Below are 19,598 nucleotides of genomic sequence, written 5' to 3' on the forward strand. Positions count from 1 at the left end.
CGTGTCGCGCCGTTCGTGCGCGGCTCGCGCGCTTGTGTCCGGCGGCGTCCGATCACGTTTTCAGGAACTCACTCATGTCGTCTACTCTTGCCGCGCGGCCGTCGCGCGGCCGGCTCGCGCTCGCATGCGCGGCCGCTTTCGCATGGCCGGCCGCTCACGCGGCTTCGATGGATGATGGACGCGCCGAGACCGCCCGCAGCGGTGGCGTCGGTCGCCCCGCCGCCGCCGCACCGGTTGCCTCGGGCGTCGCTGCGTCGGCTGCACCGGCCGGCGATACGCTGACCGCCGTCAGCGTGACCGCGCAACGGCAACCGGTCGACCCGGATACGCCGGCCGTCGTCACGTCGATCACGCGCGAGCAGATCGATGCGCACACCAACGTCACCACCGAGGACGCGCTGAAGTACGCACCGAACCTGATGGTCCGCAAGCGCTACATCGGCGACCGCAACAGCGTATTCGCAGGCCGGGACTTCAACGAATTGCAGAGCGCGCGCGGGCTCGTCTATGCCGACGGCGTGCTGCTGTCGAACCTGCTCGGGTCGAGCTATGCGTACCCGCCGCGCTGGTCGCTGATTCCGCCCGACGACATCGCGCGCGCCGACGTGCTCTATGGCCCTTTTTCCGCGCTGTATCCGGGCAATGCGATCGGCTCGACCGTGCTGCTCGCCACGCGCCGCCCGGAACGGCTCGAGGCGTCGCTGTCGACGCAGTTCTTTACGCAGCGCTACCACGACGGCTACGGGTTCGCGGACAGCTTCGGCGGCAATCACCAGACCGCGCGAATCGCGAACCGCGTCGGCCGGTTCTGGTTCGCGCTGTCGCTCGACCGGCTGGAGAACGACGGCCAGCCGATGCAGTATGCGAGCCCCAATTCGGCCTACAACCCGAAACTCGGCGCCGCCGTGCCCGTGACGGGCGCCGTGACCGACATCGGACCCAACGGCAAGCCGCGGGCGATCGTCGGCGCACAGACGATCGAGCGGACCGAGCAGCTCAACGAGACGGTCCGGATGGGCTATGCGTTCACCGATCATGTCGATGCGACGCTGACGCTCGGGCATTGGGAGAACCATTACCGGCAGCACGGCGAGACCTTCCTGCGCGATGCGGCCGGCAATCCGGTCTACGGCGGCAACGTGTCGATCGGCGGCCGGAACATGACCGTCGCGCCGAACGCTTTCGCGCCGCAGCGCGGCGACCAGGAGAACTGGCTGTATGCGCTCGGGCTGAACGGCCGGCTCGATTCCGGCTGGCGGCTGTCGGGCGTCGTGTCCGCGTACGACGTCTCGCGCGACGTACTGCGCGCGGCGTCGACCGTGCAGGGCGGCGCGGGTACGCTATTCCAGGGCGACGGCACCGGCTGGCGCACGCTCGACCTGAAGGCGGAGGCGCCCGAAGTGAAGGGGCATGCGTTCACGTTCGGCTATCACTACGACAACTACTTCCTGCGCAACGTCACGTACAACACGGCCGACTGGCTGGCCGGACCGACCACGTCGCTCGCGAGCGTCTATCGCGGCGACACGCGCGCGCAGGCGCTGTTCGGGCAGGACGCGTGGCGCTTCGCGCCGGGCTGGCTGGCGACGCTCGGGCTGCGCTACGAGCGCTGGGATGCGTACGGCGGCGCGCTCGGCAATGCGAGCGGCACGCTCGGCTATGCGGACCGCAGCGCGAATGCGCTGTCGCCGAAAGTCGCGCTGCAGTGGGACGCGACCGAGGCCTGGCGCTTCCGGCTGTCGTTCGCGACGGGCACGCGATTCCCGACGGTCGGCGAACTGTTCCAGGGCACGATTTCGAACAACGCGATCGTCAACAACAACCCGAACCTGCGGCCGGAAAAGGCGATCGACTGGGATTTCACCGCCGAGCGCGACGTGGGCGTCGGCGTCGTGCGCGCCAGCGTGTTCCAGAGCGACCTGCGCGATTCGATCTACAGCCAGACGACGGTGTCGGGCGCCACGACCGTCACGAACATCTCCAACGTCGACCGCGTACGCGTACGCGGTGTCGAGTTCGCGTTCAGCGGCGAGAACGTCGGGCTGCGCGGATTCAACGTCGATGCGAACGTGTCGGCGAGCAACGCGCAGATTCTCGCCGATGCCGCGAACCCGGCCTACGTCGGTTCGCGTTTCCCGCGCATTCCGCGCATGCGCGCGAATCTGCTCGCGTCGTATCGCTTCGACGAGCACTGGCTCGCGAGCGTCGGCGTGCGCTATTCGGGCCGCCAGTTCAACACGCTCGACAACAGCGACGTGAATCCGGACGTCTACGGCGGTACGAGTTCGTTCACCGTCGTCGATCTGAAGGCGCGCTACCGCTTGGATCGTCACTGGAGCGCGTCGGCCGGCATCGACAACCTGACGGACCGCCGCTACTACACGTTCCACCCGTATCCGGGCCGCACTTTCTATGGAGAACTGAAATGGTCGCTGTGAAATCGTTCGCGGCGCCGTCGCCCGCCGGCGCGTGCGATGGGCCCGGTGGGGCGAGGCCGCCGAACCGCTCGTCGCGCATATGAGCATCATGCCGCGTCTGCGCAGGAAGCAGCCGCTCGCGATCGGCGCCGCGTTCGACGCGCGGCGCCCGCTGTGAGTTGCCTAGGTCGGCGGCGCGCATGTCGTCGACCCTGGCGACGATGCGGGCCGCACGCTGTCCGCGTCCGTCACCGTCTACGCGGTGCCTGAGCAGGTCTCCACGCGCGCCGACAATCGCCCGAAGCTCGCGACGAGCCCGGATCGGCGTGCGGTATACGTATCGTGGTCGATGCCGCTCGATGGGGGATGGGGAGGTGCCGCGCACCGTATGGATCGGGCGCGAAGGTTGTGCGCGAAGCGAGCAGGGGATTGCTGGCGGCCGACGCGCTCGATGATCGGCGGCAGCAAGCGAAGCGCTGACGGACCCGGCGGCGCGCGGCGAACCGGCCGCGCGCCGGCCCGATGCGAAAACGCGCCCGAAGGCGCGTGGAGAGAAACGTCAGGCCGCTCGCCTGAATAGCCGGATCACGAACAGCAGGATCACCGCGCCGATGACCGCGACGATCACAGAGCCGATGAAGCCGCTGCCGATGCTGATGCCGAGCAGTCCGGCAAGCCAGCCGCCGATCACCGCGCCGACGATGCCGACGATGATGTCGACGATCAGCCCGAAGCCGCCGCCCTTCACGAGCAAGCCGGCAAGCCAGCCGGCGATCGCGCCGATGATGAGCCACATAATCAAGCCATGAGTCATGGTGGTCCTCTCCTTGGGGTTGAGTCGAAATGACCGCGCGTCGGCTGCCGCACGCCGAAAAGCCGATTGAAAGCGACTGCGACCGCCGCGCCGCCCACGCAATGTAACGCGATAGACGGGTCAGGATCGTTAAGTAATGTTATGCACCCTTAAGCAGATTTGCCAGGGGGATTTGTCTGCGTACGGCACGATCCGTGCGGGCCCCAGGTTTGACGAAATGAATTTGTAAGAATTGGCCGCCGCTGGTGTCTATCGGCTGCGTCGGCGATCAGTTCGTGACGGTCGCGCGTCGTCGATCGCCTCGATCGAAAGCAGTGCAAAACGGGTGAGGCAGCACGGTGCGTCGCTTCGCCGATCCGGGGTGTCGTGTGGCGCGGATCGGTGTAGGGCGGTCGTATCCGATGTCCGTCATCGTTCGGTATCCTGAAGGACAGGCTTCGGTCACGGTATGCGATGGAGCGGGAGATCGACCGTGGCGGCCATGTCGTCGGTGCGTGCGTCGTGCCAGCGGCCGAGCCCGGGATGGACGGCGCCGGCGCGTGCGCCGTGGAGGTCGTCGATCTGGCCATCGTCGCCATGCAGGCCGTGCGCTGCGCACCGCGTGCGATGCGATCGCGGGTAGCCGTCGCGTGCGTGGAAACGTCGTGCCGATGTGTCGGCGAGGTTGCGCGGAGAACGGCTGGTGCGACGATTGGCGACGAGTAAAGCAACGTGCGCGGCGGTTGCCGAACGCGCATGCGATCGCGTGCGGCGCGATCGGCGATCGGGCGGTGCGTCGTCGAACGACTTCGGGATTTCGGCGCCGGAAAAGAGAAAAGGTCTGACAAGCGATGCTTGTCAGACCTTTATGTCTTGGTGCCGGAGATAGGAGTCGAACCTACGACCTTCGCATTACGAATGCGCTGCTCTACCAACTGAGCTACACCGGCAGCAGAGAAATGAAATTATATGGCGAAATCCGCGATCTTGGCAATAGGTTTTGCGAAATTTTTTCAGCTTGCTGCGGCTGCTTCGCGAAACCCTCGATCCGGCGGACTTTCCGCTTTCACTTCACTGCGACGCGACCGGTTAGGGCCACATCGCGAAGGCGCGATTGTACTGATGTCTCGCGCCTCCGTCCAGTGCTGCAGTGCAATTATTTTGCTTCGTCGTGATAGCCGGTCACGCGCTCGACTTCGTTTTTCGAGCCGAGGAACACGGGCACGCGCTGGTGCAGGCCGGTCGGTTGCACTTCCATGATGCGCTGCGTGCCGGTCGTCGCGGCGCCGCCCGCCTGTTCGACGATGAACGACATCGGGTTCGCTTCGTACATCAGGCGCAGCTTGCCCGGACGATCGGGCGTGCGCTTGTCGGCCGGATACATGAAGATGCCGCCGCGATTCAGGATCCGGTGCACGTCGGCCACCATCGACGCGATCCAGCGCATGTTGAAGTTGTCGCCGCGCGGGCCGTCCTTGCCGGCGTTCAGTTCGTCGACGTAGCGCTTGACCGGGTCGTACCAGTGGCGGGCGTTCGATGCGTTGATCGCGTACTCGCGCGTGTCGGCCGGGATCTGCATGTTGCTCTGCGTGAGCACCCACGAGCCGACTTCGCGATCGAGCGTGAAGCAGTTCACGCCGTTGCCGGTCGTCAGCACGAACACCGTCTGCGGGCCGTAGACGGCGTAGCCGGCCGCGACCTGCTGCGTGCCGGGCTGCAGGAACGATTCTTCGGTCGCCTGCTTGCCGTCCGGGCAGCGCAGCACCGAGAAGATCGTGCCGATCGACACGTTCACGTCGATGTTCGACGAGCCGTCGAGCGGATCGAACACGAGCAGGTATTCGCCGCGCGGATAGTTCGCCGGGATCGGGAAGAACGTTTCCATTTCTTCCGACGCCATCGCGGCGAGGTTGCCGCCCCATTCGTTCGCGTCGAGCAGGATTTCGTTCGACAGGATGTCGAGCTTCTTCTGCACTTCGCCCTGGACGTTCTCGCTGCCGGCGGTGCCGAGCGCCTCGCCGAGCGCGCCCTTCGACACGTTGTAGCTGATCGCCTTGCACGCGCGGGCGACGACTTCGATCAGCAGGCGCAGGTCGGCGGGGAGGTTGTTGGTCTCACGTTGCTGTTCGATCAGGAACTTCGACAGCGTGGTGCGGCGGGCAATGGACATGACAGACTCCGAAAGGCCAAAGAATCCTTGAATGGCCGCAATTTTACCCGTCGCGCCTCCGGTGCCGCCGGCTTTTTTCGTCCGGTTACATGGCCGGCCGCCGGGTCGGGGCGGAGTCGGGCGGCGGTGACGGGCGGGGCGCGCATCGCGACGCAGGTGCGCCGCGCGGTTCGACCCCGCGCGTGCGGGTGATTTCAGGACGGGTCCCGCGCAATAAAAAAGCCGGCGCCGCGTCAGCGGGCGCCGGCTCGATCGCTCGGACGCGACAGGGCGATCGCGCGACTTATGCGAGCGCTTTCTCGACGATCTCGCGCACGTCACGCGATTTCGCGCCGGCGGCGACCTGTTCGAGCGCTTCGCGCATCCGGTCGCGCAGCGTCGGCGTGAAGCGGCGCCACAGTTCGAGCGAGCGCGCGAGGCGCGCCGCGACCTGCGGGTTGATCGCATCGAGCGCGAGCACCTGTTCGGCCCAGAACGCGTAGCCCGAACCGTCCGCCGCATGGAATTGCGCGGGGTTGGCCGCGCAGAAGCTGAAGATCAGCGAACGCGCGCGGTTCGGATTCTTCAGGTTGAACGCGGGGTGCGCGAGCAGCTTGCGCACCTTCGCGAGCGTCGGCTGCGCGGGCGTGCCGCGTTGCGCCGCCTGCATCGCGAACCACTTGTCGATCACGAGCGCTTCCTTCTCGAAGCGACGGTAGAAGTCGTCGAGCGCGTGCTCGGCCGGCCCGTCCGCGCCCGCGGCGGCCGCGGAAAGCAGCGCGCCGAGCGCAGCCGCGCGATCGGTCATGTTGTTCGCCGCGTCGTACTGGGCCGTGGCGAGGCGCACGGCATCGGCCGGATCGTCGAGTTCGGCGAGATACGCGAGTGCGAGGTTCTTCAGCGCGCGGCGGCCCGAGGCTTCCGGCGTCGGTTCGTAGGCGCCGGGCGTCTGGTGCCGTTCGTACGCGGCGAGCCAGTCGGCGCGCAGCGCGCTCGCGAGCTGGCGGCGCACGAACTGGCGCGCGCGATGCACGGCGGCCGGGTCGGCCTCGGCCATCTGGTCCGCGAGATAGGTTTCCGACGGCAGCGTCAGCGCGAGTTCGCGGAACGCCGGCGACAGGCTTTCATCGGTCAGCACGCGGCGGAACGCGGCGACGAAGTTCTCGCCGAGCGCGAGCGGCGCATCGGCGGCCGCACGCGCGGCGAGCGTCAGCAGCGCGCGCGTCGCGAGGCGCTGGCCGGCCTCCCAGCGGTTGAACGGATCGCTGTCGTGCGCGAGCAGGAACGCGAGATCGTCGTCGCTGTAGTCGTACTCGACGATCACCGGTGACGAGAAGTTGCGCAGCAGCGACGGCAGCGGCGCTTCCGGCACGTCGACGAAGGTGAAGGTCTGCTCGGTATCGGTGAACTCGAGCACGCGCGTCGTGCCCGATGCGGCGGCTTCGCCGTCCAGACGCAGCGGCAGGTCGCGGCCGTCGCGGCCGATCAGCCCGACGGCGAACGGGATCAGCAGCGGCCCCTGCTGCGTTTCGCGCGCGGCCGGCGACGCGTCGCCGTAGCCTTGCGCGAGGGTGATCGTATAGCGGCGCGCGGCCGCGTCGTACGCGGTGCGCACCGACACGCGCGGCGTGCCGGCCTGGCTGTACCAGCGCTCGAATTGCGCGAGGTCGCGCCCGTTCGCGTCGGCCATCGCGAGGCGGAAGTCGTCGCAGGTCACCGCGTGGCCGTCGTGGCGCTTGAAGTAGAGATCCATCCCCTTGCGGAAGCCGTCGCGGCCGAACAGCGTCTGGTACATCCGCACGACTTCCGAGCCTTTCTCGTAGACCGTCATCGTGTAGAAGTTGTTGATTTCGACGTAGCTTTCCGGGCGCACCGGGTGCGCCATCGGGCCGGCATCCTCGGCGAACTGGAGTTGACGCAGCACGCGTACGTCCTCGATGCGCTTCACTGCGCGGGCCGCCGATTCGACGTCGTCGCCCGCGGCCATGTCGGCCGAGAATTCCTGGTCGCGGAACACCGTCAGGCCTTCCTTCAGGCTCAACTGGAACCAGTCGCGGCAGGTCACGCGGTTGCCGGTCCAGTTGTGGAAATACTCGTGGCCGACCACCGACTCGATGTTCGCGAAATCGGTGTCGGTCGCGGTCTCGGGGTTCGCCAGCACGTACTTCGTGTTGAAGATGTTGAGCCCCTTGTTTTCCATCGCGCCCATGTTGAAATCGCCGACCGCGACGATCATGAAGCGGTCGAGATCGAGCTCGAGGCCGAAGCGCTTTTCGTCCCAGCGGATCGAGTGGATCAGCGAGTCCATCGCGTGACGCGTCTTGTCGAGATCGGCCGGTTCGACCCATACCTGCAGCAGCTTTTCCTTGCCGGAGCCGGTCGTGATCGTTTCCTCGATCGCGACGAGCTTGCCCGCGACCAGCGCGAACAGGTAGCTCGGCTTGCGGAACGGGTCTTCCCATTTCGCGAAGTGGCGGCCGTCGGGCAGGTCGCCCGAATCGACGAGGTTGCCGTTCGACAGCAGCACCGGGTACGCGGCCTTGTCGGCACGCAGCGTGACGGTGTACGACGCCATCACGTCGGGGCGGTCGAGGAAGTAGGTGATGCGGCGAAAGCCTTCGGCTTCGCACTGCGTGAAGAAGTTGCCGCTCGACACGTAAAGGCCCGACAGCGTCGTATTCTGATCGGGGGCGCACGCGCTTTCGAGCGTCAGCTCGAACGCGTCGGGCACGTTCTCGACGGTCAGGCCGTGTTCGTGCGCGCGCACCGCGCTGTGCGGTGCGCCATCCAGCCGCGCGCCAAGGAATTCGAGCGCCTCGCCCATCAGTTCCAGGTGGGGCGCGGGCGCGGCGTCCGGATTGCGGCGCACGCGCATCGTGTTCCTGACGATCGTGCGGGCCGGCGCGAGATCGAATTCGAGTGCAACGGAATCGATGAGGAAGGCCGGCGGCGTGTAGTCGGCGCGGCGGATCACGGTGGAGGAGGCGTTGTCGGACATGGTCGTCGAGATCGGTGGAGTGGGGGGCGGCCCTTCGCGCGGGCCAGGCGAACCGGGCCATTGTACAAAGGCTGGCGGCTGCGTGTCGGGCGAACTTTTTACCGATCCCGGGAGTCCGCGTATTATCGGCATCCCGTACGCTTCGCGCGGTGCGACGAACGGGTGACGGATCGACGAGGATCATCATGAAACGCGAATGGATTTTCCGCAGTGCGGGCTGGGCGGCGGCGCTGTGCGTCGCACTGCTGACCGGCTGCACCAGCTACGTGACCACCCAGGTCACGGCCTTCTCCGACTGGAGCGGCAGCGACGCGACGCGCACTTATGCGTTCACGCGCACGGACGCGCAGAAGAACAGCATCGAGCAGTCGACCTACGAGCCGATCGTCGCGAACGAGCTGTCCGCGTATGCGTTCCGGCAGGTGCCGCAGTCGCAGGCGCGCTATCTCGTCGGGCTGACCTATGCGGTTGGCAGCGATCTCGTGACGGTGCCGCAGCCGGTCTACTACGATCCGTGGTTCGCGCCCGGGCCGTACTGGCGGCGCGGACCGTGGAATCCCTGGGGCCCGTGGGGTCCCTGGGGGCCGATGCCGGCCGGTTACGTCGCGCAGACGTACCAGGTGTTCGACTACGTGCTCGGCATCCGCATCACCGAGCGCGCGACGGGCAAGGAGGTCTACAACGTGTCCGCACGCACGACCGGCGACAACGGCACGCTGCTGTACGCGATGCCGTTCCTCGCGCGCAGTGCGCTCGCCGATTTCCCGTTGTCGAACGGGGCGGTTCGCTCGGTCCGGCTGCCGGTCGACAAGCGCGGCGGGCCGGCGGCACCGGCCGCCAACGAGCGCGCGGTACCGACCGCGCCGCCGGCGGGCGCGACCGTCGCGAAGTAACCCCGCATCCATCGTGGCGCGGCCGCCCGGCCGCGCCGGCTACCTGCCTTTCCGTCAGATCCCGATACCCAGCAGCGCCAGCGCGCCGAGCACGACGAACAGCACGGCCGCGATGCCGTGCACGAGCTTCGTCGGCAGACGGTGCGCGAAGCGGTCGCCGAGCAGGATCGCCGGCACGTTCGCGAGCATCATCCCGAACGTCGTGCCGGCCACGACGCCGATGTAATCCTGGAAGCGCGCGGCCAGCGCAACGGTCGCGATCTGCGTCTTGTCGCCCATTTCCGCGAGGAAGAACGCGACGAGCGTCGCGCCGAACACGCCGAGCCGCGAGCGGGTCGCATTGGCTTCGTTCTCGTCGAGCTTGTCCGGCACGAGAATCCACAGCCCCATCGCGATGAACGAGAACGCGAGCGCCCAACGCATGATCGACGGCGTGACGAGTACACCCAGCCATTCGCCGAGCGCGCCGGCGAACCCGTGATTCACGAGCGTCGCGACGAGCACGCCGAGAATGATCGGTATCGGCTTGCGATAGCGCGCGGCCAGAACGAGGGAAAGCAGTTGGGTCTTGTCGCCGATTTCAGCGAGGGCGACGGCGCCGGTGGAGATCAGGAAGGCTTGAGACACGAATGGGGTTCCACGGGCCGTTGTTGTGCGTGCGAGCGACGATCCACCGCGCGCCGGGCCCTGATGCGACGCGCTGTGAACCATCGGTCTCGCCAGGCCAACGTGGCTGCGCCCGCCATGGCCGAACGGCCAAGTCTGTTGACGGACGCCTCCGTCACGATGCGCGCCGGTGGCGCGGGACATCGAGCGGAGCGGCTACTCCCCAATGAGCGGCGAATTCTAGCACGGCGCATTGCACACGGGAAAGCGGGCCGGCCGCCGTGCATTCGATTGCCGGCATGCACGGCGGCGAAGCGGCCGCGCTGCCGGCACGGCGTGCCCGCCGGGCGTTACGCGGCGGCGGGGCGACGAGCGGCACCGCGCTCGTGCACGAGTTCGCCGGCCGCATAAGTGCGGTATACCGCGCGGTCGTCGCCGAGCAGCGCGAACGCGAACAGCAGTTCCTCGAGCGACTCCGCGCGCTTCGTGCGGCGCGCGAGCAGCGGCGTCGCCTGCGGGTCGAGCACGACGAAGTCGGCTTCGGTGCGCGGCTCGAGCGTGCCGACCGTGTCCGCGAGGTCGAGCGCCTGCGCGGCGCCGGCCGTCGCGAGCCAGAACATCCGCGTGGCGCTCAGGTGATGGCCCGACAGCCGCGCGACCTTGTGCGCCTCATTCATCGTCTGCAGCATCGAGAACGACGTGCCGCCGCCGACGTCGGTCGCGAGCGTGACGGGCACGTCGTATTCGCCGGCCTTGTCGAAATCGAACAGCCCGCTGCCGAGGAAGAAGTTCGACGTCGGACAGTGCGCGACGACGGTGCGCGTCTCGGCCATCCGGCGGCGATCCTCGTCGTCGAGGTGGATGCAGTGGCCGTACACCGCGCGCGGACGCAGCAGCCCGTAGCGGTCGTAGATATCGAGATAGCTGCGGTGGCCGGGGAACAGCTCGGCCGCCCATTTCACCTCGTCGACGTTTTCCGCGACGTGGCTTTGCACGAACACGTCCGGATGGCGGCGCGCGAGTTCGCCGCACGCCTCGAGCTGCGCCTCGGTCGACGTCGGCGCGAAGCGCGGCGTGAGCGCGTACATCTGGCGGCCCTTGCCGTGCCAGCGGCCGATCAGCTCGGCGCTGTCGTCATAGCCCGATTGCGCGGTGTCGCGCAGGAATTCGGGGCAGTTGCGGTCCATCAGCACCTTGCCCGCGATCATCCGCAAGTTGCGTGCGTCGCTCGCCGCGAACAGCGCATCGGCCGACTGCTTGTGCACCGTGCAGTAGACGAGCGCGCTCGTCGTGCCGCATGCGAGCAGTTCGTCGACGAAGAAGTCGGCGACTTCGCGTGCATGCTCGGGGTCGCCGAACCGGCGCTCGGTCGGGAACGTGTACTGGTCGAGCCACGGCAACAGGCCCGGGGCCGGCGACGCGATCATGTCCGTCTGCGGATAGTGGATGTGCGTGTCGATGAAGCCGGGCACGATCAGCTTGTCGCGCAGGTCGTGGACCACCGCGTCGCGCGCGAGCGTCGCGGCGAGCCGTGCATACGGGCCGGCCGCGACGACCTTGCCGGCGTCGACGATCAGGAGCCCGTCGGTCTCGTAATTCGCGGCCTGGCTCGATTGCGCCGGGTCGCCGTTGAAGGTCAGCAGTTGGGAACGGAAAGCGGTTTGCGTCATGACGAAGGGTCCTGCATCAAGGTAAGGCGAACGGAAGAAAGCGATCGACGCCGCGTGGCGGCGGGACGGTGCTTCGCGAGCGGCGGCGGCGCGCGACGTGCGGCACGGCCGGCGGCGACGGCGCGGGCGGACGTGGCGGCCGAAGCCGCCAGCGAGTAGTTGCCCGCGCACCTCGCGGCCGTTGCGTCCGCAACCGGTACGACGGCGAACGGCACGGCAAGCCGCGACGGCCGGTGCGTGCGGGCGACGACGCGCGGCGCGATCGCTCCGCATGCACGCAGCCAGTCGGCGCGGCGCCAGGCCGAACCGGTGATCGCGAAGCCGATGCCGTTGTCGTGTTTCATCCGTCAGCGTTCCTCGATGCGGGTCGTCACGCGGCGTTCCAGTAAGCGTCGAGGCGCGCGTACAGTGCGTCGCGCTGCGCCGGCTCGATGAACGACGCCTCGAAGCCGTTGCGGATCACCGCATGGACTTCGGCATCCGTGAGTTGCAGCCCTTCGGCCGTCGCGAAGTAGTTTTCATTGACGTAGCCGCCGAAATAGGCCGGATCGTCGGAGTTGATCGTCACCGCCACGCCACGGTCGAGCAGGGCCTTCAGCGAGTGCTTCGCCATGTCGTCGAACACGCACAGCTTCAGGTTCGACAGCGGGCAGACGGTGAGCGCCGTGCGCGTCTTCGCGAGGCGTTCGACGAGCGCCGCATCCTCGATGCTGCGCACGCCGTGGTCGATCCGGTCGACCTTCAGCACGTCGAGTGCTTCGTAGATATACGCGGGCGGACCTTCCTCGCCCGCGTGCGCGACCAGCTTCAGCCCGAGCGCACGCGCCTTCTCGAACACGCGTGCGAACTTCGTCGGCGGATGGCCGAGCTCCGACGAATCGAGGCCCACGCCGATCAGGCGATGACGATAGCGTTCGAACAGCGGCAATGCGGATTCGAACGTCGCGAGCGCATCTTCTTCGGACAGGTGGCGCAGGAAGCACAGGATCAGTTTGCTCGACAGCCCGCGTCGTTCGGCATCGGCGAGTGCGCGCTCGATGCCCGCGACGACCGTCTCGATCGGCACGCCGCGCTCGGTGTGCGTCTGCGGGTCGAAGAACAGTTCGGTGTGGACGACGTTGTCGGCGAGCGCGCGTTCGCAGTACGCGGCCGTCATGTCGTAGAAATCCTGCTCGGTGAGCAGCACGCTCGCGCCGGCGTAGTAGATGTCGAGGAACGATTGCAGGTCGGTGAACGCGTACGCGGCGCGCAGCGCATCGATCGAATCGTAGGCGAGCTTCACGCCGTTGCGCTGCGCGAGCGCGAAGATCAGCTCGGGCTCGAGCGAGCCTTCGATATGGATGTGCAGCTCCGCTTTCGGTGCGCGGGCAATCTTGTCCTTGAATGTCGGGGTCATGGCGTCGTTCTTGGTCGGTCAGTAGGATGGGGAAGCCTGCGCGGACGCATTCGCCTCGACGGCCTGCAGCAACTGCGCGGCCACCGAGATCGCGATCACTTCGGGCGCCTTGTCGACGATGCCTTCGACGCCGATCGGGCAGTGCATCCGCGCGAGCTGGGCGGGGTCGATGCCGATCGCGGCGAGGCGATGATCGAACTGCACGCGTTTCGTGTGCGAGCCGGTCATCCCGAAGTATGCATAGTCGCCGCGTCGCAGGATGCGCTCGGCCAGCGCAAAATCGAGTGCGTGGTCGTGCGTCATCACGACGAAGTAGGACTGCGGCGGCGCTGCGTCGACCGCGTCCGCCGGGGAAGCGGCCGCATCGATCGCGAGGTTGCCGATGCCGGCGAGCGCGTCGGCCGGCGGGAATGCCGCATCGGGCCGGTCGATCCAGCGCACGTGGCACGGCAGCGTCGCCAGCACCTTCACGAGCGCGCTGCCGATGTGCCCCGCGCCGAACAGCATGACGGGGAACGCGTACGGGGCGATCGTTTCGGTCATCAGCGATACGCCGCCGGTTTCCCACAGCAGGCAGTCGGCGCGCGCGGCTTCCGATTCGGGCTCGTTCAACAGCGGTGCGCCCGGCGAGGGGCCGAATGATACGCTACGGACGGTTGCGGCGCCGGCCGCGACACGCTTCGCGAGCGACATGATCCAGCCGAGATCGCCGACGTCGAGCCGCTCGAACGCGAGCACCACGGCGCCGCCGCAGCACTGGCCGAGGCTCGGGCCGAGCGCGAGCCGCTCGAGCCGGCGGGCGTGCGGCACGTGCGCGCCGTCCTTCAGCAGGTGCCGCGCGATCTCGATCGCCTTCCATTCCAGATGACCGCCGCCGATCGTATGGCGTGCCGTGTCGCGCGTGACGAGCATCTTGGTGCCGGCCTCGCGCGGCGCGGAGCCGTCGGTGTGCGCGACCGTCACGAGCACGGCCGCTTCGCCGTGCGCGAGCAGTTGCTGCAGATCGCCGAGCCAGGCTTCCATCAGCACGCTCCGTTCGGGACGACGCGGCACGACACGCGGCGCCGGCTGGCGGGCGCGGCGGCAACGAGGACGGACGGGAGCGGGGCGGGCCGGCTGCACGGCCGATGCGGCGCGGCGGCCGGGGACCGACGGCGTGCGCGAACGGCGCCGCCGGTCGCGCGGACGCCATGAGGGTGACGGATGCGGATGGTTTGCGTTGTCATGATGAATCCAGTCGACATTGCGGATCGGGCGCGCGTTACGCAGGCAGCGGTGAGACCGCCTGGCCTCGCGCACGTAGATCGCCATCCAGTCCCGAAGATAGCACCGCCACGCGCCGGGAACATGGGCGGGCGGTGATCCGGGCTATCAGGCGGCGATCATGTCGATCATAGGCGCGCTGCGCGGGATCGGGGCGCCGACGCATGCGCATCGGGCGGAAACGCCCGCGCGGCGGGCGGGAGCGCGGCGATCGCGCGACGCACGCCGGCCCGGCGATCCGGGCGGCGGCGGGGTAGGTGTTTACACGCGCCGACCGGGCAGGGCCGGCGCAGGCGCCCGCCGCGACCGGGTGGCGGCTCGTCGGCGCCGCGCGGCCCATCCGGCCGGGCCGCGCCGGCCATGGGCCGGCAAAACGGCCGGCCGGTCAGCTCGCGAGCTTGCGGCGATGGCGCCAGAGGCTCGCGACGACCGCGATCAGGATCGCGGCGAAGCCGATCAGCGCCCAGCCGGGCAGCAGGATGCCGAAGATCGGCGGGTAGACGGTCTCGCACAGCCCGGCGACCTTGAACATGCCGGGGAACCACTGCGCGAGCGGCAGGCTGTCGACGATCGGCTGCAGCGTGTCGAAGCCGCAGCTGAAGCCCGGATTCATCTGGATCGACAGGTGCCGCGCGGCCGTGGCGACGCCGCCGGCCGCGGCGATCGCGATCAGCAGTTCGAGCACCCAGACGCCGCGCCAGTTGCGGATCCCCGCGGCCAGGAACGCGAAGATCCCGATTGCGCAGAAGAAGTAGCGCTGGATGATGCATAGCGGGCACGGGTCTTCGTTCTTCACGTACTGCAGGTACAGCGCGCCGGCCAACAGGGCGATGCACACCCATCCGAGCAGCATCAGCAGGCGGCGTTCGCGGCGTAGTGCAAGCGTGTAGTCGTTCATGTCGGCGGGGTTCCTCGTCGGTCGGTCCGGAAAACAATCGCGCGATTTTAGCGCGAACGGTCTGGCACGAAACTGACGGCGCGCGTGCGGCACCCTGCCGCACCGCGCACCGGCCGCCGGCGATCGGCTCGCCATCGGCTGGCCACCGGCCGGCGCGGTCAGCGGATCGTGTTCAGCACGGCCTCGACCGACTGGCCGATCGCGAGCAGCGCGTCGTCGCGATGCGGCGCCGCCGCGAGCATCAGGCCGACCGGCGCGGCGTCGCGCGGATGGCACGGCAGCGACAGCCCGCACGCATCGAGGAAGTTGAATGCGCTGGGGTTGCGCAGGATCAGCGCGTTGGTGCGGGTGAACGCGTCGTCGTCGGTTTCGAGTTCGGCGATGCGCGGCGGCACGACCGGCACCGTCGGCGCGACGAGCGCATCGAAGCGCGACCAGACCGTGTGCGCGGCTTCGTCGAGCATCGCGGCGCGTGCGGCGAGCAGGTCCAGATAGTCGGCGGCCGTCGCGGGCTCACCCTTCAGGATGCGCGTCAGCACGCGCGGGTCGTACCGGTCGCGATGGGTGGCGAGCAGCGGGTGATGCCATGCGTACGCCTCGATCGGCGAGAAGCCGAAACGGTTGATCTCCGGCAGCCGGTCGAGCGCGGGGAAGCGCACTTCGGCGACGATCGCGCCGGCGGCTTCGAGATGCTTGAGCGCGGTGTCGAGCGCGGCCGCGACGTCGGCATCGACGCCGTCCGTCACGTAGTTCGTCAGCACGCCGAGCCGCACGCCCTCGAGCGGCCGGGCCGCCGGCACGTGCGGCTCGAGCCCCGCGAGCATCCGGTCGACGAGTGCGCAGCACGCGACCGTCAGGCCGATCGGGCCGAACGAGTCGAGCGTCGTCGACAGCGGCACGCCGCCTTGCGTCGGGATCCGGCTCGCGGTCGGCTTGAAGCCCGTCAGCCCGCACAGCGCGGCCGGAATGCGGATCGAGCCGCCGGTGTCGGTGCCGAGCGCGACCGCAGCCATCCCGTCGGCGACCGATGCGGCCGCACCGGACGACGAGCCGCCCGAAATCCGTGCATCGCCCGGCACGTCGCGGCGGTACGGCGAGCGCGGGGTGCCGAAGTGCGGATTCAGCCCGAGCCCCGAGAACGCGAACTCGCTCATGTTGGTGCGGCCGACCAGCACCGCGCCCGCACGCTTGAGCCGCGCGACGGCGACCGCATCGGTGCGCGCGGCCGGCGCGCCGTCGAGTACGCGCGAACCCGCGCGCGTGACCTGGCCCGCGACGTCGAACAGATCCTTGACCGACACGGGAATGCCCGCGAGCGGCGACAGCACGGTACCCGCGGCGCGCAGCCGGTCGTGTGCGTCGGCGGCCGCGCGGGCGTTGTCCGCGTCGACTTCGGTGAAGACGACGGCGCCCTGGCCCGACGGATCGGCGATCCGGTCGAGCGCGGTGTCGACGAGCGCGCGGCTCGTGGTCCGGCCGGCGGCGAGGTCGGCGGCGAGCTGGGCGAGCGGGGGGAAGGGCGTGAAAGTGGTCATGGCGGCTCAGGGGCGAAGATGTTGAAGAAGCGTGGAGCGAAACGAATCGATATGGCTTTCGACGGCCGCGCGTGCGCCGGCGCCGTCGCGTGCGGACAGCCGATCGAACAGCGCGCGGTGCTCGTGCTGGACGTCGGCGAGATGGTGCGGTTCGGACAGCGTGACGAACCAGAAGCGCAGCGAACGATCGTGCAGCGCGCGCAGGATGTCGGCGAGCACCGCGTTGCGCGCGGCCGTGGCGATCGTCTGATGAAACGCGCGATCAAGCGCCATCATGCCCTCGACGTCGTGGGTGTCGACGCAGGCCTGCCCGTCGTCGAGCAACGCGGCCAGGCGCGCGAGATCGTCGGGCGTCGCATGGCGCGCGGCGAGTTCGGCGCAGTGCGCTTCGTTGATGCGCCGCACGTCGATCACCGCGACGATGTCGTCGAGCGACAGCGGCTGCACCATCAAGCCCTTGCGCGGCATCACGGACAGCAACCCTTCGAGCACGAGCCGATGCACGGCCTGGTGCACCGGTGTGCGGCCGATCCCCGTGCGGGCGACGAGATCGGCTTCGTTGAGCGCGGCGCCCGGCTTCAGGCGCATCGTGATGATGTCCCGCTGAATCAGCGCGTACGCGCGCTCGGCGAGGCTGGCCGGCGACGCGGCGGCGCGGTCGCGGGCGACGTCGGTGAGGGTGCTCATACGGGGTGCGGCGCCAGGGCCGGAAGGGGCGCGATCATGGCGCGGATGGCTCGGGAAGCATGGACGATCTCTGGATATTATTGTGATATATCAGTGATGTCCAGCGTGGTCGATACGCGGCGGGCGCGTGACCGAGCCGTTCTGCCGCGCGACTTGCCGACGACTTGCAACAATATCGACAGGATGTTGCAGGTTTGCCGCGCGATCGTGCACTGAAGCATAATGAATCCTCGTCTATCCCTACGCGCGAGCGACGCATCAGACCATCGTCATGAGCGAAAACACGCCTTCTCCGGCCGGTCTGCCCGGCACCTCTTCCGCTTCTTCCGATTCCCCCCGTCCCGATCCGGCGAAAACGCCCGCTGCGTCGGCCACGCAGGCCGCCGCTGAGAACGTCGCCGACGACGGCGCGTCGCCCGTCACGGCCGCCTCCGAGCCGGGTGCGCCCGGCGCGGCGGGCGCACCCGGTGATGGCGCCGCCACGGCCGCGCCGCCGAGGCCCGGCTCGCCGCCGCCCGGATTCGGCGCGCCGCCCGATTTCGACACGCCTCGGCCGCCGCCCGCGAACGCGCAGAATGCGCCGCCGGCCTACCTGAAGCAGAGCGACACGCCGTGGTCGGTGTTCGGCCGGATCGTCGCGGCCCGCGCGCGACGGCTGTTCGACCGCGCCGGTCAGCGCATCACGCAGCGCACGCTGCGCATCGGCGTGTCGGCGCGGATCTTCCATCCGGAGCCCGGCGCGAAGGGGTTGCGCGGCAAGACGCTGCAGTATCTCGAGGAATCGATCGCCCACTGGGTGATGTCGCGCGACGTGCTCGTGTTCATGATTCCGACCGTCGGCCATCAAGGCATGATCCATCCGAGCAACATCCGCCTGCGCGATTACGCGAAGCATCTCGACGGCCTGCTGCTGCAAGGCGGCGCCGACGTGTCGCCGCAGACCTACGCGGCGTCGGATGCGCGCCCCGAATGGCCGGGCGATCGCGTGCGCGACATGTACGAGCTCGAACTGCTGCACGAATTCGTCGAATCCGGCAAACCCGTGCTCGGCGTGTGTCGCGGCTGCCAGTTGATCAACGTCGCGTTCGGCGGCTCGCTGTACCAGGACATCGCCACCGACGTGCCGACCGCGAACGCGCACGTGAGCGAGCATTACGACCAGCATCGTCACGCGATCCGCTTCCCCGATTCGTCGACGCTCGCGAGCATGTTCCCGGGGCGCAGCGAAGCGATCGTCAACTCGATACACCACCAGGCGATCCGCGATCTCGGTCGCGACCTGAACATCGAGGCCGTGTCGGCCGGCGACGGGATCATCGAAGGCATTCGCCATCGGCGTTCGCCGTTCGTCGTCGGCGTGCAGTGGCATCCGGAGTTCCATCGCGCGGGCGGCTCGGAACTGCTCGACTGCACGCCGCTGCTCGATGCGTTCCTGCGCGCGGCGCGCGAAACGCGTCTGTAGTACGCAGTATTTTTCGCGTTGCACGACGGCCGGCCGCATTCCGATAAATTCGAGATGCGGCCGTTTGGTTTTGAACGATAATCGCGAGTTCCGATTCGTTCGCCGGAGTCCGACGTTGGCTTTCCGAAACTTCTCCCCAGCACGATGCGCGACGTGGATCGTTGCGCTGATTGCCTGCGCACAAGCGGGCACGGCCTGGTCCGCCGATGCGACCGCACCCGTCGCCGGTACGCGTCCGGCGGTCACGAGCCTGAGCGGCGGCGCGCAGCCGTCGGCATCGGCCGCGGCCGCGACCGCGACGGACGCCGCTGCGCAAGGCAACGTCGCCGAACTGACGCAGATGCTGCACGACGGCCGGATCGTCGAGATGCGCACGACGTACAACGGCAGCTACGGCGCGAGCCTGATGTTCGATCCGCGCGAGATGACGTACTACGTCGCGCTGTTCCAGGACAAGAACCTGTGGCGCGTGATCCGTTCGCAGGAAAAGAATCGCGCGGAGATGGTGTACGCGAACTTCGTCCAGCAGACGACGCAGCTCGCCGATATCGAGATCCGCCGGACCGAGCTGCAGGCGCAGAAGGCCTTTCTCGAACGCGTGATCGCGCTGCAGGCGAATCGTGCGCAACAGTTGCAGGCCGACTTGAGCGTCGCGCGCAGCCAGCAGGCCGAAGTCGCGCAGCGGCAGAAGTCGGCGCAGGAGCAGGCACAAGCGCTGCAGGTCGAGAAGCGGGCTGCGCAACTGCAGTTGCGCGATCTGCAGGAGCAGGTGCGGCAACTCGAGAAGCAGACCGAGACGGGGCTGCCCGCGCACAAGTAACGATTCGTCGA

The 19,598-nt window shown here is 68.4% G+C and carries 15 protein-coding genes, 1 tRNA gene, 1 pseudogene and 1 riboswitch; of the genes and pseudogenes, 6 read left to right on the forward strand and 11 right to left on the reverse strand.

Annotation, left to right across the window (positions count from 1 at the left end):
* Positions 1-74: 74 nt before the first annotated feature.
* Positions 75-2,438 carry a TonB-dependent receptor gene (locus WS54_RS18080; RefSeq protein ID WP_059779644.1) on the forward strand — a complete coding sequence of 788 codons (2,364 nt, stop codon included), beginning with the start codon at positions 75-77 and terminating at the stop codon, positions 2,436-2,438.
* Positions 2,426-2,793: pseudogene (locus WS54_RS34275) on the forward strand (exo-alpha-sialidase); the annotation flags it as partial. The gene WS54_RS18080 and the pseudogene WS54_RS34275, both read left to right, overlap by 13 nt.
* Positions 2,794-2,976: 183 nt before the next feature.
* Here WS54_RS34275 and WS54_RS18085 read toward each other — a convergent pair.
* Positions 2,977-3,231: a GlsB/YeaQ/YmgE family stress response membrane protein gene (locus WS54_RS18085; protein ID WP_006476609.1), complete on the reverse strand. Its 255-nt coding sequence runs from the start codon at positions 3,229-3,231 to the stop codon at positions 2,977-2,979.
* Between the two features lie 453 nt (positions 3,232-3,684).
* Between WS54_RS18085 and WS54_RS18090 the strand changes: the two genes are divergently transcribed.
* Positions 3,685-3,936, forward strand: a complete 252-nt coding sequence (locus WS54_RS18090) for a hypothetical protein (protein ID WP_059779646.1) — start codon at positions 3,685-3,687, stop codon at positions 3,934-3,936.
* Between the two features lie 148 nt (positions 3,937-4,084).
* Here WS54_RS18090 and WS54_RS18095 read toward each other — a convergent pair.
* The 3 genes from WS54_RS18095 to pepN all read right to left on the reverse strand — a co-directional run bounded on the left by WS54_RS18095 (position 4,085) and on the right by pepN (position 8,357).
* Positions 4,085-4,160, reverse strand: a tRNA-Thr gene (locus WS54_RS18095).
* 206 nt (positions 4,161-4,366) lie between these two features.
* Positions 4,367-5,380: a class 1 fructose-bisphosphatase gene (locus WS54_RS18100; protein WP_006485729.1), complete on the reverse strand. Its 1,014-nt coding sequence runs from the start codon at positions 5,378-5,380 to the stop codon at positions 4,367-4,369.
* Positions 5,381-5,663: 283 nt separating this feature from the next.
* Positions 5,664-8,357 carry an aminopeptidase N gene (gene pepN / locus WS54_RS18105; RefSeq protein ID WP_059779648.1) on the reverse strand — a complete coding sequence of 898 codons (2,694 nt, stop codon included), beginning with the start codon at positions 8,355-8,357 and terminating at the stop codon, positions 5,664-5,666.
* 185 nt (positions 8,358-8,542) lie between these two features.
* On the opposite strand from pepN, the gene WS54_RS18110 reads away from it, so the two are divergent.
* Positions 8,543-9,250: a DUF4136 domain-containing protein gene (locus WS54_RS18110; RefSeq protein ID WP_059779650.1), complete on the forward strand. Its 708-nt coding sequence runs from the start codon at positions 8,543-8,545 to the stop codon at positions 9,248-9,250.
* 54 nt (positions 9,251-9,304) lie between these two features.
* Here the strand turns inward: WS54_RS18110 and WS54_RS18115 are convergent, their stop codons facing one another.
* The 7 genes from WS54_RS18115 to WS54_RS18150 all read right to left on the reverse strand — a co-directional run bounded on the left by WS54_RS18115 (position 9,305) and on the right by WS54_RS18150 (position 17,305).
* On the reverse strand, positions 9,305-9,877 hold the full coding sequence (locus WS54_RS18115; RefSeq protein ID WP_034206691.1) for a TMEM165/GDT1 family protein: 573 nt from the start codon (positions 9,875-9,877) through the stop codon (positions 9,305-9,307).
* 94 nt (positions 9,878-9,971) lie between these two features.
* Positions 9,972-10,093, reverse strand: a riboswitch (yybP-ykoY riboswitch).
* A gap of 113 nt (positions 10,094-10,206) precedes the next feature.
* Positions 10,207-11,526, reverse strand: coding sequence for a guanine deaminase (guaD, locus tag WS54_RS18120; RefSeq protein WP_059779652.1), 1,320 nt, complete (start codon positions 11,524-11,526; stop codon positions 10,207-10,209).
* Positions 11,527-11,896: 370 nt separating this feature from the next.
* Positions 11,897-12,922 (reverse strand): adenosine deaminase, encoded by a 1,026-nt coding sequence (locus WS54_RS18130; protein WP_059779655.1) that lies wholly within the window; start codon positions 12,920-12,922, stop codon positions 11,897-11,899.
* Positions 12,923-12,940: 18 nt separating this feature from the next.
* Positions 12,941-13,945 carry a xanthine dehydrogenase accessory protein XdhC gene (gene xdhC, locus WS54_RS18135; protein WP_059779657.1) on the reverse strand — a complete coding sequence of 335 codons (1,005 nt, stop codon included), beginning with the start codon at positions 13,943-13,945 and terminating at the stop codon, positions 12,941-12,943.
* A 625-nt stretch (positions 13,946-14,570) separates the two neighbouring features.
* Complete coding sequence (locus WS54_RS18140) at positions 14,571-15,083, reverse strand: disulfide bond formation protein B (RefSeq protein WP_059779659.1); 513 nt, start codon at positions 15,081-15,083, stop codon at positions 14,571-14,573.
* Positions 15,084-15,241: 158 nt separating this feature from the next.
* The gene (locus WS54_RS18145; protein ID WP_059779661.1) at positions 15,242-16,618 is read right to left on the reverse strand and encodes an amidase; all 1,377 of its coding nucleotides are present in this window, start codon (positions 16,616-16,618) and stop codon (positions 15,242-15,244) included.
* Between the two features lie 6 nt (positions 16,619-16,624).
* Positions 16,625-17,305: a GntR family transcriptional regulator gene (locus tag WS54_RS18150; protein ID WP_059779662.1), complete on the reverse strand. Its 681-nt coding sequence runs from the start codon at positions 17,303-17,305 to the stop codon at positions 16,625-16,627.
* Between the two features lie 271 nt (positions 17,306-17,576).
* On the opposite strand from WS54_RS18150, the gene WS54_RS18160 reads away from it, so the two are divergent.
* Both WS54_RS18160 and WS54_RS18165 read left to right on the forward strand, forming a co-directional pair.
* Positions 17,577-18,767, forward strand: a complete 1,191-nt coding sequence (locus WS54_RS18160) for a gamma-glutamyl-gamma-aminobutyrate hydrolase family protein (protein ID WP_059779663.1) — start codon at positions 17,577-17,579, stop codon at positions 18,765-18,767.
* Positions 18,768-18,882: 115 nt separating this feature from the next.
* A complete protein-coding gene (locus WS54_RS18165) occupies positions 18,883-19,587 on the forward strand; it encodes a DUF2968 domain-containing protein (RefSeq protein WP_059779664.1) in 705 nt (234 codons plus the stop codon).
* Positions 19,588-19,598: the final 11 nt, after the last annotated feature.

The organism is Burkholderia sp. NRF60-BP8 (assembly GCF_001522585.2).
In the GTDB taxonomy this organism is placed as follows: Bacteria; Pseudomonadota; Gammaproteobacteria; order Burkholderiales; family Burkholderiaceae; genus Burkholderia.